The organism is Rufibacter radiotolerans, assembly GCF_001078055.1.
Taxonomy (GTDB): domain Bacteria; phylum Bacteroidota; class Bacteroidia; order Cytophagales; family Hymenobacteraceae; genus Nibribacter; species Nibribacter radiotolerans.
Genome location: NZ_CP010777.1, coordinates 141874 through 157101, shown reverse-complemented (window position 1 = coordinate 157101; position 15228 = coordinate 141874). Strand labels below are relative to the sequence as shown.

Sequence of the window (15228 nt, the reverse complement as noted above, 5' to 3'; positions counted from 1 at the left end):
GTTTCTTGCCCATTTCCCTGAAAACTACTTTATTCGCTGTTCGGGATTTGCAATCCCGAACTTTTGGTAAGCGGATTTGTAATCCGCATGCGGAGAGTCGGGAACCTGTAGCCATGGGGATTGACTAATAAGTAAGTCACGGAGGTAAATCTGCGCCATAGAAGGCTACTCAGGTTACTTTTGAATTAAACGCTGTAAAAGCTGTTTTTAGCCTGTTTTACGGAAAATGGGCTTAAAACGAAAAGCCCTCACAGGTGTTGAAAACCTGTGAGGGCTGCTCACTTATATTTCTTATGGAAAAGTTACACCCGTACGTGCACTTCCATGAGTTCGCGTACGGTGCGCTCAATGCCGTCTGGGTCAAAGCCGCAGAGGCGGTGCAGTTCCATCTGGGTGCCGTGTTCCACAATGGTGTCCGGGATACCCAGGCGTCTCACCTGCGCGTGGTAGTGGTGGTCGGCCATGAACTCCAGGATGGCGCTCCCGAAGCCGCCTTGCAGGCAGCCGTCTTCCACGGTCACTACTTTGTCATAGGTCTTGAAAATGTGGTGCAGCAGCTTTTCATCCAGCGGCTTGGCGTAGCGCATGTCATAGTGACCCGGACGGAGCCCGTCTAGCCGCAGGTTCTTGCAAACATCCACAGCATAGTTTCCTATGTGGCCAAATGTTAGAATTGCTACTTCCTCGCCTTCCTGAATGGTGCGGCCTTTGCCGATTTCCAGTCGTTCAAGGGGGGTGCGCCACTCGGGCATCACGCCTTCACCGCGCGGGTACCGAATGGTAAAAGGCCCGCCGCCATCTAAACTGGCGGTGTACATGAGGTTACGCAGCTCCTGCTCGTTCATCGGCGAAGCCACCACCATGTTGGGCAGGCAACGCATAAAGGCAATGTCATAGGAACCGTGGTGAGTCTGGCCATCGGCCCCGGCAAAACCGGCGCGGTCCAGGCAGAAAACCACGTGCAGGTTCTGCAAGCAGACATCATGCACCACCTGGTCATACCCGCGTTGCATGAAACTGGAGTAGATATTACAGAACGGAACCAAGCCCTGCGTGGCAAGGCCAGCAGAGAACGTAACGGCGTGCTGCTCGGCAATGCCCACGTCCAGCGCGCGGTCTGGCATGGCGGCCATCATGATGTTCATGGAAGACCCGCTCGGCATGGCCGGGGTTACGCCCATGATTTTCTCGTTCTCCTCGGCCATCTCCAGCAGGGTATGCCCGAAGACATCCTGGTATTTGGGGGGCTGAGGGGTGGTGTGGTGTACTTTGTAGATTTCACCGGTGAGTTTGTCAAACAGGCCGGGCGCGTGCCATTTGGTCTGCTCTTTTTCAGCCAGGGCGTAGCCTTTGCCTTTCACGGTGACGCAGTGCAGAATCTTAGGGCCCGGGATCTTCTTCAGGTCCTGCAACACACTGGCCAGATGATTCACATCATGGCCGTCAATGGGCCCGAAATAGCGGAACTTGAGGCTTTCAAACAGGTTGCTTTGCTTGAGCAGCGTGGCTTTGATGCCGCTTTCCACCTTAGAGGCAATCTGCTGGGCGTTAGGGCCGAACTTACTGATCTTACCCAGGATGTTCCAGAGCTCGTCGCGCACCTTGTTGTAGGTGCGGGAGGTAGTAATGTCGGTTAAATATTCTTTGAGCGCGCCCACGTTGGGGTCAATGCTCATGCAGTTGTCGTTCAAGACCACCAGCAGGTCGGCATCGGTGGCGCCGCCGTGGTTCAGGGCCTCAAAGGCCATGCCCGCGGTCATGGATCCATCCCCGATCACGGCAATGTGGTGGCGGTCATATTCTTTCTTGATCTGCGAGGCCACGGCCATGCCCAGCGCCGCCGAGATAGACGTACTGGAGTGCCCTACGCCAAAGGCGTCATACTCGCTTTCTTTTCTTTTAGGGAAACCCGAGATACCGTTGAGCTTGCGGTTGGTGTGGAACTGGTCGCGCCGGCCGGTCAGGATCTTGTGCCCGTAGGCCTGGTGCCCCACGTCCCAGACCAGTTGGTCATAGGGGGTGTTGAACACGTAATGCAGGGCCACGGTCATCTCCACCACGCCCAGGCTGGCCCCGAAGTGCCCCCCGTAAATTGACACGTTGTCAATAATGAATTGCCGCAACTCCTGGCACACCTGCAGCAACTGGTCTTCAGGCAGTTGGCGCAAATCGGCGGGCGAGTTGATCTGGGCCAGCAGTTCTCCGGGTTCAATCATCATAGGTGTGCGTGTGAGGTGGATATGAATGCAACAGGGTATTCCGCTAAAAGTTTAACTATACGTATTGCACCCAAACAAAAGGTAAAATTACTGATTTTTTCTGATTCTAAATTGTTTGCCGGTTCGGGGCCAAAAGTTCGGCATGAATGCCGCTTCTTTCCCTGTTTTACGGCTGTTTTCCAGAAAACGGCTCAAAAACAGGTTCTTCCGGTGTAAACGTTGGCGGTTGGCATTTCTTATGCGTAATTTTGAAACATAACCATTGCCGTACCGCTGCCCGTGAGTTTCGAGATTAAGTTATCACTGTTTGAAGGCCCGTTTGATCTGTTGCTCTTCTTTATTGAGCGCGACGAGCTGGATATCCATGATATTCCCATCTTCCAGATCACCAATGACTTTGTGGGCTACATACGGCAACTCGAGACCATGAACATGGAAGTGGCCAGCGAGTTTATTCTCACCGCCGCCACGCTCATGCGCATTAAGGCCAAGATGCTGCTGCCCCGTTTTGAGAAAGACGCCGAGGGGAACGAGATTGACCCGCGCCAGGAACTGGTGCAGCATTTGCTGGAATACAAGCGCTACAAAGAGGTGCTGGGTGACCTGAGTCTGTTGGAAGACGTGCGCCTGCAACAGGAGCAGCGCGGCAACACAGATACCGAACTGAGTAAGATTGCCGCCCTGCATCAACTTGAGTACGAGCTCAAAGACCTCAACCTCTACCACCTCATGCAGTCTTTCCATAAGGCCATGCAACGCTACGAGGACGAGCAGAACCGACCCAAACACACGGTTTACACGTACCCTTACACCATTGACCAGCAACGCAACTACATCAAGCACCGCGTGAGCGCCCAGGGCACCGTGCAGTTCTCAGATCTGATAGATGCGTTTCCAGACAAAATAGGCCTCATTTTCAACTTTCTGGCCATTTTAGACTTGCTCCAGCTCAACGAGATTGGCCTGGAGATTGCCGATGGGTTCAATAATTTCCGCATTGTGCCGTATTCTGACACCCAGCATTTGACCGCCCCTGACCATGGATCTGAATCGTAAGAAACTGCTTTCCTACTTCACCCCGCAACGCATTCTCATTCCGGTGGTGATTGGCCTGGGCGTGATTGGGTACATGTTTTACAGAGACAGCGCCGAGATGGATCTCACGCCGCTCTACAACGCCAAGCCGTTCTGGTTGTTCATGACGTTTTTGGTGCTGGTGGTGCGCGATTTTGGATATATCTACCGCATACGCTACGTCACGGAGAAATTCCTGAGCTGGCGCAAGAGCGTAGACGTGATCATGCTTTGGGAGTTTGCTTCCTGCGTGATGCCCTCTGTGGTGGGCGGTTCTACCGTGGCGGCCTTTATTCTGAACAAGGAAGGAATCAGTCTGGGCAAGTCTCTGGCCTACGTGATGGTGACGGCCATGCTGGATAACCTCTACTTTATTGTGGCCGTGCCCCTGGTGTTTTTGATCACCGCCGGCGATATCTTCCCGCAGGTATCGGCCATGGAGTTCTCGGTGACGCAAAGCTTGGAGATTGCCTTTGTTATCAGCTACGTCCTGATTGCCCTGTATGCCTTTATCATGGCCTATGGCCTTTTGATCAACCCTACCGCGGTAAAGCGCCTGTTTCTGCGGGCCACCTCTTTCAGGTTGACCCGCCGGTTCAGGGCTGGGGCCTATAAAAACGGAAATGAATTGGTGTGGGCGTCGCAGCAACTGAAAGGCAGCACGTTTGGCTACTGGGCCAATGCCGCCCTCAGCACGGCCTTTGTCTGGACGGCCCGCTACTTTGTTATCAACTGCCTCATTGCCGCCTTTACAGATATCTCTTTCCATGACCACGTGCTCATCTTCTCCCGCAACATGATCTACAAGATTGTGTTATTGGTAGCCGTGACGCCGGGCGGGGCTGGTATTGCCGAGGTGGCCTTCCCTACCTTCTTCGGGCAGTTCCTGGGTCGGTTCACCACGGTGATTGTCCTGCTCTACCGCGTGGTGACGTATTATCTGTACTTGATTCTAGGCTCGTTCTTCCTGCCCCGTTGGGTATTGCGCGTTTTCGGCGAGCATCCTGAGGACGAAGTCGAAGTATAAAGAAGCATCCATTTTTGGCCTGTTTTCACCAAAAAAAGCCAAAAACGGATGCTTCTCCCGTAACTGCTTACCCATTTAGGATGGATTGGAACGCACCGAATATGACGCCTTTTACTTCACGACAACTGTATAAGGCATCCTGTATCTGAAGTTGACTCTTTTTCCATCTTGCCTGGACGGTATCCAGTAAGGCATGCGTTTTAAAATCCTGATGAGCTCCCGGTCTACTTCAGGATCCAAAGATTTAAGCACTTCAAAATCTTCCAAAGAGCCGTCTTTCTTGATAGTAAACTCAACTAATACGGTTCCGCTTATTTTGTTTTTGATAGCCTGGGTCGGCATTCTGAACTGACTGGCCAAGTACTTATACAAAGCAGCCATTCCCCCCGGATACTCTGGCAGGGTTTCATTGGCTGTGCGTATAACACCTACCACAAAAGGTTTCTCATAATTCTTCACCCCCGCCTCAACCCGCACAGGCAGCTTGTTCTCCTTAGGCGGGATGGGACAGGAATAGCCAGCTGAATAGGCGCAGGACGGGTTATAGGCTTTATTGAAATCTACCCAGACGCTATCCTGCCCCATCACAGGAATAGAAAAGTCCAGGTAGCGGCCGGTGGCGTAGGTTTCGTGGCCGGTGGTGGCGTCTGTGAACGGGATGAACAGGTAGTTGGAGTACTGCACCTGTTTCATGAGTTCCTGGTTCTGGTACACGTTCAGGCGCAGCGGCTGGCCCTGGAACGCAAAATGCAGTTCGCCATATTTCACATACTCCGGGGTGCGGGTACCTGTGGTGGGCATTTTAAATATCCCTTCCTGGGCGGTGCGTACAAACCGGGCTTTCACCTTATAAACCTCCTGCACCGGGAAATACGCCAGACCAACAAAGATGGCTTTATCTTCAGGGGTGAGCGGAGATTTCTCAGAGTGCTTGAACACGCTGTCTTCCTGCGCGCGGTGCCGGGCAATTTCCTGCTGGTACGCAGATAGGGATTGCTGCTGCCCCAGGGTAACAAACGGAAGCAGCAGGAGGAAGAAACTATAGAAAAATCGAAGCATAAGAATGGGTAACGAAATGGCAAAGATAGTACCTATCATCACATAGCCCTTATTCGGTAAGGAAGGGTGATGGTGTAGGGAACCGGTTCCCCGTTGAGCAAAGCCGGTTTCCAGCCAGCGCTTTGCCTGACTACCCGCATCACTTCTTTGTCTATGGCGGGGGTGAGGGAGCGTACAATCTTAATATCAGACAGCTTCCCGTCTATGCCTACTATAAAGGACACCACCACGGCTCCGTCTATCCGTTTGGCGGCGTCTTCTCTAGGCATCCTGAAACTAGAGGACAGGTACCGCATCAAGGCGGCCTGCCCACCAGGAAACACCGGTTCCTTTTCTGGTTTGGGCGCAACCGCCACGCGGATGGTATCCAGGGGCAGTAAATGTTCTTTCCTGAGGATATAGCGCATGGCCCGCTCTTTACTACCAAAAGCAGCCACGTCAAAATTCAGCTTCTCCAACTCAGTTAAGGCAATCAGGAAGGGCCATTTCTCGCTTTCCTGGTCGGTATAGGTTTGGATGACGGTTTTCCCTCCGGGCCCGTACAGCATTCCCTTTTTGAACACCCCATTCTCAAAGTCCTCGGCGTACACCTTTTTGCCATCGGTCTTCAGGAACACCCACTGCCCGGTCTTCACGCCGTTTTTCCACTGGCCTTCCAGGTGCAGGTTCATGAAGATATCACCAGCTTTAATCTTGCTGGTGGTCTCCCACTGGCCCGTGCCGTCTTTTACCAGCTGCTGCCCCAGAAAATTATAGTACTTCAGCACTTTGTAATCCTGGTCAGGCAGGAATTCTACCGTCTGCATGGGTTTGCTGTCTGGGTAATAGAACTTCCATTGGCCTACCGGTTGGTTGGCCAGGAAAACCCCTTGCACCTCTAGCTTTTTGCCCGGATGAAATAGCTGGAACGCCCCTTCCTTGCCGGTAGCCTCATAGTTCAGCTGCCGGTATGGCTGGCCGTTGTCATAGTAGTCCGTGACAATGCCCTTAAATACCAAAGCCACGGTATCTAAGGAAGCCACCCGTATATAAGCCGCCTTGGGCTTCGTGGTGATCACGTTATTCTGGTCATAGAACATGGTCACCGACACCACATGGGGCGCAGTACCTTGCTGGGCCTGCACTATGGTACCTGCCATTGACAGCAGGAACAAGCAGGCCACGAAAAGACGCAGGAATGGGGACTGAGGCATATAACTCAAAGATAAAAAATTTCTCTACCCGTTTAGGGCCTATTTTCCTGAAAACGAGCCAAAACTAGAAACCGCCCCCTTTACAGTTGCCCTTCGTTTCACGCTAGGTAAGCCCTTACCTTATTAACTTAGGTTCCGGTAGCCCCCCCTTTCAACCGTGAACTCCGCATCAACAGACTCTGTCCAGGACCGCTGTCTTTCCCCAAGTCCCACGGCTGAATTTGAATTCTTTTCGTATGAATTACTGTCTGATTTTCCTTCCCCCCGCAGGAAAACCTTAATTCAGATGCTTTGTTACATATTCAAACCAACTATCAAATCTATGGCAACTACCTCCATCCAAAGCATAGGTGTCCGTTACGGCATCCTTTCCGCGGTAGCGATGATCGTCTACTTTTTGGTAATTAACCTTCTGGGCCTGCAAGACAGCGAGGTGGTTCGGTTTGGCAGCAATATCTTCATTCTTATAGCCGTGGTGCTGGCCATTGGCACCCTTAAACGAAGCTATGATGCCCGCCACAAGGAGACCCCTTACCTGCCCGGGCTGGCCATTGGCTTTTTGGTGGGCCTGCTAGGCTCAGCGGTTTATGCGGCTTTTATTCTTTTGCACTCGCTCTTCCTTAACCCTGACTATGCCGGGGTCCTCCAAAACCAGGACTACTTTGGCGTACGGCTGCCCCTACTCATGGTATTAGGCTCGGTGGTGATTCTAGGCACCGCGGTGGGAGCCATGACCGGCTATATTCTCATGATGGCCTTTGACCGTTCTGGGGGGCCGCAGGAAACCCGTTAAACCTAGACCAAGGCAGTACCTTGGTAAGGCCCAACTAAATCTGTTTTAAGCATGTTTTTAGCAAAACAGGCTTAAAACGAAAAGATGCAATAAGCGCTGCTCTTTTTGAACTTGCTTTCTGTTTTCACTGATGCAGGTTAAAAGAACTCATAGGAATACCTCATCCTTTTGAGCACCTTCCCCTTTCTACCTGTCCAATAACTTTCTATCAAGAGGCCTTGATCGTCATATGTATGCGCATATTTCACATTTAATTTCCCGGCCTTGTCTAACACGGTTTGTTCAATTTCCCGGCCAGCCGCGTCATAAACATGATTAGTAATAGACACGGTCGTTGCCTTGCCCTTCAGGTCATGATGCGAGGTGATAACATGTGACACCTGCTTTTTCTCATTTAATAACACTCTTTGTTCAGACACCACTTTACCTGTGCTGGAAACTTCTCGCGTTATATAGCCATTCGCGATGCTTTCATGTTGGATGGTGGTTGCCATTGGGGTTGCTTGGTCAACTACTGGTCTTCTGGCAGGGCCACTGTTTCTTCTGTCTCTGTAAACCCAATCACTTCTACTGATGCTATTGGCCGATATACTTTTATTGTCTAAACCAGAGGCAACGCTTTGCCCCCTTGCTTGTTTCAGGCTTGCAAGGAGAGCCTCCTCCTCCGTCTCCCATTCTTGTATAGTCCCGTCTGGTTGGTAGAACAGAACCCTTGCAACTTTTCCATCTGGGGTATATTCATACCCTATCTCCTTTTTATGTCTTTCTTTATTTAAAACATTGATAAAGGTCTTTTTCATAAAAGAAAGCTGATGCTTTCCTTCCCCGTAGAATAATTCCTGCATAACCATGGAGGTATCCACCCCAAACACTGTCTCAGAGTACGTAAAGGTTTTTTCACTAATTAGTCTTTCATTTTCATCAAAAGAAAGTTCTTGGGTTAACACGAAAGGCTGCATCTTAAGAATGCCAGGTTCACTGGTATAGGTGCGGGCTATTTTTACTTTCGTAGATCCGCCTGAAGCTAACTCTTTATAAGAGCTTTCATTAGGTGGCCTCTGCCCCACTCCTTTGGTGCAACAAACCAGAATGAGCCAAAGCAAAGGAAGTAATCTTAGTTTCATATTTACATTTCACTTTACTTTTTATAACTCTGTAGTGTCCGCCCAGGATGGCCTTTTCACAGACAAACTTTACTAATAATAAGGAAAACTATTCATTTAAAGGTTAGGTAGGTAAGAATACTTGGGCAGCTAAAAAGCCAAAAAGAAGATGAGAAATCTGGTGTCTACTTAACCTCAAAACAGTAGCCACAAAAAAACCGCCCGGCTGTGCAGCCGGGCGGTTTTGCCTTTATTCCTCAAAAAGAGCTTAGAAACGCTCGTCAGCTGAGAAGAAGAAATCGCCTTCAATCTGGGCGTTCTCATCAGAGTCTGAACCGTGCACGGCGTTAGCCTCTACAGATTTGGCATATTGCTTCCGGATGGTTCCGTTCTCGGCCTGGGCCGGGTTGGTGGCGCCAATAAGTGTACGGAAGTCAAGAACGGCGTTGTCTTTCTCCAGGATCATGGCTACAATTGGGCCAGAGCTCATGTATTTCACCAAGTCACCGTAGAATGGACGCTCTTTGTGCACCTCGTAGAATTTACCGGCACGCTCCTCAGTCAGACGCGTTTTTTTCATGGCTACTACTCTAAAGCCAGCATCTTCCATCATTTTAGTGATACCGCCAATGTGGTTATCCAGTACGGCATCTGGTTTAATCATGGTGAACGTTACGTTTCCAGCCATTGTCTTTTTCGTTTTCGGTTTAAATAGTATTTGAGCGTGCAAAATTAACATACTTTAGGGCAAAACCCATGTAAACCGACAAAATTACCCAAGGCCTTTTCAGGCGGGGTTAATTAATTTGGTTTGTAGCTGAATTCTTTAGAATTTTGCACCTTATATCCGCTTTTTTTCAGGCGGACCGTGAGTGTACAATGCAGCAAATCAACGCGCTAAAGGAGCTCTTGCAGACTCCCAAGAAGATCATGATCACAACGCATCATAAACCAGATGCGGATGCCCTGGGTTCTTCTTTAGGTCTGGCAGGCTACCTACTTAAAAAAGGGCACCATGTACAGGTGATCACCCCCTCAGATTACCCCTCTTTCCTGAACTGGATGAGCGGCAATGACCGGGTGTTGATCTACAGCCCTTCTACAGACGCCCTGGCCCAGCAGATTATTCAGGATGCCGAGGTTATTTTCTGCCTGGACTTTAACCACCTGGGCAGGATCAATGAACTGGGCAAGTACATAGAGGCGGCCAAAGGGGTTAAGGTGTTGATAGACCACCACCTGCAGCCAGATCACTTCGCAGACATCATGTTCTCAAACACCTCTGCCGCGGCCACCGCCGAACTGGTGTTTGAGGTCATCAGAGACCTGGGCGACGAGGCCCTCATTGACGTGAACATAGGCGAGTGCCTGTACGCCGGCATTGTCACAGACACCGGCTCTTTCAGGCATGCCAGCACCACCCGCAACGTGCACATGATCATTGCCGACCTCCTGCAGACCGGCATAGACATCTGCAAAGTGCACCGCAACATCTATGACAGCTACTCAGAGACCCGCCTGCGGTTTTTGGGCTACGTGCTCAAAGACAAGCTTACGGTGGTGCGCGAGTACAACACGGCCTTTATTGCCGTTACCTCAGATGAACTCAAACAATACAACTCCCAGACCGGTGACACCGAAGGCTTGGTGAATTTTGCCCTCTCCATTGAAGGGGTACGGTTTGCCGCCCTGTTCATAGACCGTCCGGAGGCGGTCAAGATCTCGTTCCGGTCGGTGGGTGATATTTCGGTGAATGAGTTCGCGCGGGCCCATTTTAGCGGGGGGGGCCATAAAAATGCGGCCGGCGGTATTTCTTACCAGCCCCTGAACGAAACTGTTAACCATTTTGTGAGTCTATTACCGCTCTACGCGGAACAACTAGTAAACTAAACCCTTTAAGACGCATTATTTAACCTAAGAACAATGTTTAAAAAATCCCTTTACCTGCTACCTGCTGTAGCAGTAGCTGTGTTCTCTTTCTCTTGCAAAAACCTGGGCAAAGATGAATTCGTGAAAGCCCCTTCTGGGTTGGAGTACAAACTGTACACCCAGAACAAAGACGGCAAATATGAGATCAAAGACGCCAAAGTTGACTCTGCCGCCCACAAAGCCAAGTTAGACAAGGTAATGAGCTTTGAAATGGAGTACCGTAACAGCAAAGACTCTTTGTTGTTCAGCACCAAAGACAATGCCATGCCTATCCAGATCAAAATGGTAGAGTCGCCTAACAAAGGCAGCATTGAAGAAGCGTTCCTGATGCTGGACAAAGGTGATAGCGCCGTGTTCAGAATCAACGCAGACACTTTGTTCGCTAAAACCTTCAAGAGCCCGCTTCCTCCGTTCATCCAGAAAGGCAGCTTCTTAACCTTTTTCGTGAAAGCCATTAACCTGCAGACAGAGCAAGAGGCCATGGCCGATTACCCTAAGATGATGGAGCGTCAGCAGAAAGAAATGGAAGCCCGCGCCGCCAAACAAGGTCCTCTGGATGACAAGAAAATTCAGGAGTACGTGAAGAAAGAGAACCTGCAAGTGCAGAAAACTCCTGCTGGCGTGTACTACGTTATCACACAGCCAGGTACCGGTCCTAACGCCACAGACGGCAAAGTAGTGAGCGTGAAATACAAAGGCACCCTGTTGAACGGCAAAGAGTTTGACTCTTCTGAGAAGTCTAACGGTGGTAACCCTATTGAATTCCCGTTAGGCCAAGGCCAGGTGATCAAAGGCTGGGAAGAAGGCATTAAGCAATTCAACAAAGGCGCCAAAGGTACTTTGTTGATTCCTTCTCCGCTTGGCTACGGCTCTATGGCCCGTGGCGCCGAGTTACCGGCTAACTCAATCCTGCGTTTCGACGTGGAATTGGTAGACATCAAAGATGCCCCAGCAGCTCCTGCCGGCGGACCTATGGGTCCAGGTGGTCCAGCTGGCCCGGGTCAATAATTTAAAAGGGAAGCCTCCTATGCAAAAGTTTGTGAAAAAGGCAGGGCTGTGGCATTGGATGCTGGCGCTGTGCTGTGTAGTGGCGTTAGGCTCTTGCAAAGACGGATACGAAGATCCCTTTGATGCCGTGGCCCAAGCCAAGTGGGAAGATGATGTGATCAAACAGTACCTGGAGGTCAACAAAATCACGGACTACACGCGTACCTCTACCGGCCTTTACTATGTAAAGAGAGAAGAGGGCACGGGCGCCAAGCCAGTGGCTGGCCAAACGGTAGAAGTGAATTACGTGGGCAAAACCGTTCTGGAGAGCTATAAGTTTGACTCTTCCTATGACCGGGCGCAGACGTTCAAGTTCACTCTTGGGCAGAGACGTGTGATACTGGGCTGGGAAGAAGGTATTCCCCTTATGCGGAAAGGCGAGAAAGCTTTGTTGCTGATTCCTTCGCATCTGGCGTACGGAAGAACCGGGTCAGGCAATATTCAACCTAACGTTCCCATCATGTTTGACATCCATTTGATTGATTTCAACTAGACCTCTTTCCCTGGATATAAAAAGAAAAGGCCTCCTGCTACAGGAGGCCTTTTCTTTTTAGCGGGTAACCCTAGATTTTTCAAGTTTAAGCCGTAGGCACTCCCCGGCCGTTTTAAGCCTGTTTTCCCATAAATAGCCCTAAAACGCCACTCACTCACTCAGCACCTCTGTGAGCACGGGCAAGGACTTGATCTCGCCCAGGTTGTCTACGTGTAGTTGAAAGTACCGCACCAAGAGTTGCAGCAGCTCGCGCCGCACCCTTCCGTTGGGGAGGCGGGCTCCTTCAGATTCGCGCAAGAGCTCTTGCAGGTACGGCTCCAGGCGCTGCAGTTGCATGAGGCTGTTACCCAGCATCGCCGAGCCGCCCGTCTCAAACGCCACCTGACTGATCACATCCTCCGCTGAGGAAATACCAAAGCCCAGATACCCCGCCAGGTGCACCAGAAACGCCAGGTGGAAATTCTCAAAACCGGTTTCCATCTGGTCAAATGCCTGTATGGCATGGTGCAGGAATTCAAACAGTGGCCGGTTCTCCTCCTCTTCCTTCACGGTGCGGGCCACAATCTCAGATAGAAACAGAGTAATGCTGCTCTTTCTTATATCATAAGGAATAGTGGAGAACTGATGGCTGCACTTGTACTCAGAAATGCGTGTGAGACCGCCTTTGCCGGGGTATACCACCATGTCCAGGAGCGTGAACGGCTGGAACAGGGCAATGCGCGAGGCACTCCCCTTTTTTCTAACGCTGTTCACAATGTAGCTCTGCAGCCCCAGCTCCTCGGTGTAAATGCGCACAATAATGGAAGACTCCCTGAATTTTATAAAGTTCAGGACAATCCCTCGGGTTTTTACCAGCATAGGTTTAGTTGCTTTCTGCTTTTCTCATACGCAAGGCACCCCTGCCCAGGATACGTTCAGGGTTCCTGCTATTGGATGGCAATTTTGGTCATACAGGTCTGGGAACCGTCTGCAGAGGAGGCCATGACCAGGTACACGCCCGGCCTGGCTTTGCGGCCGTTGTAGTCCTGCCCGTTCCAGGCATAGGTTCCCCCGGCCGCCTTTCCCTCGCTTACCAGAAACCCGGCGGTGTCCGTAATCTTCACCCAGCCATTGTTGGGTACCCCCGAAATACTGATCAGGCCCGTAAAGCCGGCCCGCACCGGGTTAGGGAAAACCTGGAGGCAGTTCTTGTTCACGGTTTCTGTTCGCGTGGCAGTGCCCCTAAAAACAGCAATGCCGCCCTCGGTGCCAATCAGTACTTCGCCGGTGGCGTGGTTAATGGAAATATCCCTGATCTTGTCTGAGGGCAAGGGGCTGTTCTTGGTATTGAAATGGTAAATGAGTTCTTCGCCGGTTTCATTGAAAAGCCACAGGCCAGTATCGGTGCCCATCCATTTGCGGTTACCGGCGTCTACGGCAATGCTCCTGACCACCTGACCCTGCAACAAAGGCCGCCGTTCATACACAGGCAGGTAGGCGCCCGCGTAGGAAGCAGTGAAAATATCTGAGGAACTGGTGAAAACCGCCACCCCACTGTTGGTCCCGGCCCAGATCTCGCCTTGCTGGTCCAGGGCCAGGTCAAACACCTGGTTCCCGGGCAAGCCACCCTGTCCGGCCCCGCCCAGATAAGCGTATTTGCCCGTCACATCATCATACACCACCAAGCCCGCCGAAGGGGCATTAGTGCTCACCGTTACCCATTTGTAACCTTGGTCGTCTACCAGAATCTTGTCTAAGCTACTCCCCAGGCTAAACCCAGGCAGAGGGTGGGCTTTCCAGGTATTGTCTGGCCGGAGTTGGAAAATGCCCGGAGCGTTGGGCATCTGGTTCCGGTTCACCACCCAAAGGTTTCCCTCCAGGTCATAGGCCAGGCCTGTGATCCTGACAAAGTCCCGGTCTGCGGGGCCAATGGCACTCAACAAAGGGCTGTTCGCATTGTTGAACAAGGTGATCTGCTCCGGCCCGTTCCACTCCAGCAGCCCGGCCCCGTAGCTGGCCAGGTAGAATTTGCCGGTCACCGGATTCCGGATGGCCATAACAAAGTCTCTGGCATTGCCGGGAAAAGGCCCACGGCTGAAGCGGTTATAGCTGGTCCATTGCCCGTTCTGGTACTGGTAGAAACCGGCATCAGACTCCCGCTGCAAATACGACTGGGTGTAGCCGCCGCCCAACACCGTAAAACCCTGCGGCTCGGCGTATACGGCAAAGGCATCTGCAGAGGCTGGTCCGTTGGGCACGAATGCCTGGGAACCGGCAGCCGTAACGCGTACCAAACCTTTCTCATAGCTGGCCGCCCAGATCCCTCCGCCCCTGGCCGGAAGGGCCATGCGTAAATTCTGTAACAGCGGATCGGTTTTAAGGGAAGCCTGCACGTTAGCATTTATCTCCAGCACCTCTTTTTGGCTAGCTGTTACCAGTCTTTTGCCATCCGTCTCTATGGACTGGAACTGGTTATCTGAGGTGGAGAAAGGCGCTTTGGTCCAGGCAGAGCCGGTGAACCGGTATACCCCTGCGCCATTCACTCCCGCGTACACACTCCCCTGAAAAGCCGTAATGGTTTTCACCGCTTCGTTTCCGGCGTTGGCCGGCAAGCCTTGGGCCATACCAAATCGGCGCCAGCTCCTGAAGTCTAGCAGATTAGGGTTTGAAAGGCTGGCGGCCATCACGCCCGCGCTGGAGGCAATGTAGAGGCTGTCGTTCAAGACCGTGGAGGCGAATACCTGCACCTGCTCGCCCTGCGGACCGAGGTTGCTATAAGTATCTTTGATCTCAATTTTCAACAGGTCCACTACCACCAAACCAAACGACGTAGCCACATAGGCTTTCTTGTTATGGGTATACAGATGGTGAATGGTCTTGACGCCAGAAAGGGGCTTCCGGAAGAGATCAGATACGTTAATCACTTTGCCGTCCCGCAGCAGGTCAAGGTTGGTGTTCTCATAGGCCACCACCAAGGTAGCAGTGACAGTGTCATATCTGAGGGTCCTCAGGTTCACGTCGCTAAAGCCATCTGTGCGGCTCAAGGTCTGCAGCGTGTTCTCTTCTTTTATATACCTGAAAAACCCGTCTTCCGTGGCCACATACACCGACGAAGGGGTTTCAGCCAGGGCCTTGGCGCGGTGATTGGGCACATGAATTTGCCACCCGCCCAGTGGCAGACCACCCGTTTGGGCGTAGACTGCGCAACTCAGGAGCAGGCTAAAAAGCCGTATTACCCACTTATATATACCCAATGGCACCATACTCAAAGTTACACAGAATCAGGCTGTTTTGGGCCTGTTTTGGCTAAAA

13 protein-coding genes are annotated in these 15228 nt (G+C 51.6%); 6 read left to right on the top strand and 7 right to left on the bottom strand.

Going from position 1 to position 15228, the window contains the following annotated elements:
* Positions 1–302: 302 nt before the first annotated feature.
* The gene (gene dxs, locus TH63_RS00615) at positions 303–2219 is read right to left on the bottom strand and encodes a 1-deoxy-D-xylulose-5-phosphate synthase (protein ID WP_048919216.1); all 1917 of its coding nucleotides are present in this window, start codon (positions 2217–2219) and stop codon (positions 303–305) included.
* A 279-nt stretch (positions 2220–2498) separates the two neighbouring features.
* Between dxs and TH63_RS00610 the strand changes: the two genes are divergently transcribed.
* Both TH63_RS00610 and TH63_RS00605 read left to right on the top strand, forming a co-directional pair.
* On the top strand, positions 2499–3275 hold the full coding sequence (locus TH63_RS00610; protein WP_197088612.1) for a segregation and condensation protein A: 777 nt from the start codon (positions 2499–2501) through the stop codon (positions 3273–3275).
* On the top strand, positions 3259–4320 hold the full coding sequence (locus TH63_RS00605) for a lysylphosphatidylglycerol synthase transmembrane domain-containing protein (RefSeq protein ID WP_048919215.1): 1062 nt from the start codon (positions 3259–3261) through the stop codon (positions 4318–4320). Before TH63_RS00610 ends, TH63_RS00605 begins: the two co-directional genes overlap by 17 nt.
* Before the next feature lie 111 nt (positions 4321–4431).
* Here TH63_RS00605 and TH63_RS00600 read toward each other — a convergent pair whose 3' ends face one another.
* Together TH63_RS00600 and TH63_RS00595 are read right to left on the bottom strand one after the other, a co-directional pair.
* Positions 4432–5379, bottom strand: a complete 948-nt coding sequence (locus tag TH63_RS00600; RefSeq protein WP_197088611.1) for a TonB family protein — start codon at positions 5377–5379, stop codon at positions 4432–4434.
* 38 nt (positions 5380–5417) lie between these two features.
* Positions 5418–6572, bottom strand: coding sequence for an energy transducer TonB (locus TH63_RS00595; protein WP_082161510.1), 1155 nt, complete (start codon positions 6570–6572; stop codon positions 5418–5420).
* Positions 6573–6894: 322 nt separating this feature from the next.
* Between TH63_RS00595 and TH63_RS00590 the strand changes: the two genes are divergently transcribed.
* Positions 6895–7365, top strand: coding sequence for a DUF4199 family protein (locus tag TH63_RS00590; protein WP_197088610.1), 471 nt, complete (start codon positions 6895–6897; stop codon positions 7363–7365).
* Between the two features lie 137 nt (positions 7366–7502).
* On the opposite strand, the gene TH63_RS00585 is transcribed toward TH63_RS00590, so the two are convergent.
* The gene (locus TH63_RS00585; protein ID WP_156180265.1) at positions 7503–8489 is read right to left on the bottom strand and encodes a hypothetical protein; all 987 of its coding nucleotides are present in this window, start codon (positions 8487–8489) and stop codon (positions 7503–7505) included.
* Between the two features lie 247 nt (positions 8490–8736).
* A complete protein-coding gene (locus tag TH63_RS00580; RefSeq protein ID WP_048919210.1) occupies positions 8737–9156 on the bottom strand; it encodes a nucleoside-diphosphate kinase in 420 nt (139 codons plus the stop codon).
* Between the two features lie 191 nt (positions 9157–9347).
* Between TH63_RS00580 and TH63_RS00575 the strand changes: the two genes are divergently transcribed.
* From TH63_RS00575 to TH63_RS19740, 3 genes are read left to right on the top strand one after another with little or no spacing between them, the layout of a single operon-like run.
* Positions 9348–10358, top strand: coding sequence for a DHH family phosphoesterase (locus TH63_RS00575; protein WP_048919209.1), 1011 nt, complete (start codon positions 9348–9350; stop codon positions 10356–10358).
* Between the two features lie 33 nt (positions 10359–10391).
* The gene (locus TH63_RS00570; protein WP_048919208.1) at positions 10392–11405 is read left to right on the top strand and encodes an FKBP-type peptidyl-prolyl cis-trans isomerase; all 1014 of its coding nucleotides are present in this window, start codon (positions 10392–10394) and stop codon (positions 11403–11405) included.
* A 19-nt stretch (positions 11406–11424) separates the two neighbouring features.
* Positions 11425–11937 (top strand): FKBP-type peptidyl-prolyl cis-trans isomerase, encoded by a 513-nt coding sequence (locus TH63_RS19740; RefSeq protein ID WP_197088609.1) that lies wholly within the window; start codon positions 11425–11427, stop codon positions 11935–11937.
* Positions 11938–12087: 150 nt separating this feature from the next.
* Here TH63_RS19740 and recO read toward each other — a convergent pair whose 3' ends face one another.
* Positions 12088–12795, bottom strand: coding sequence for a DNA repair protein RecO (gene recO, locus TH63_RS00560; RefSeq protein WP_048919207.1), 708 nt, complete (start codon positions 12793–12795; stop codon positions 12088–12090).
* Between the two features lie 68 nt (positions 12796–12863).
* On the bottom strand, positions 12864–15179 hold the full coding sequence (gene porZ, locus TH63_RS00555; RefSeq protein WP_048919206.1) for a type IX secretion system anionic LPS delivery protein PorZ: 2316 nt from the start codon (positions 15177–15179) through the stop codon (positions 12864–12866).
* Positions 15180–15228: the final 49 nt, after the last annotated feature.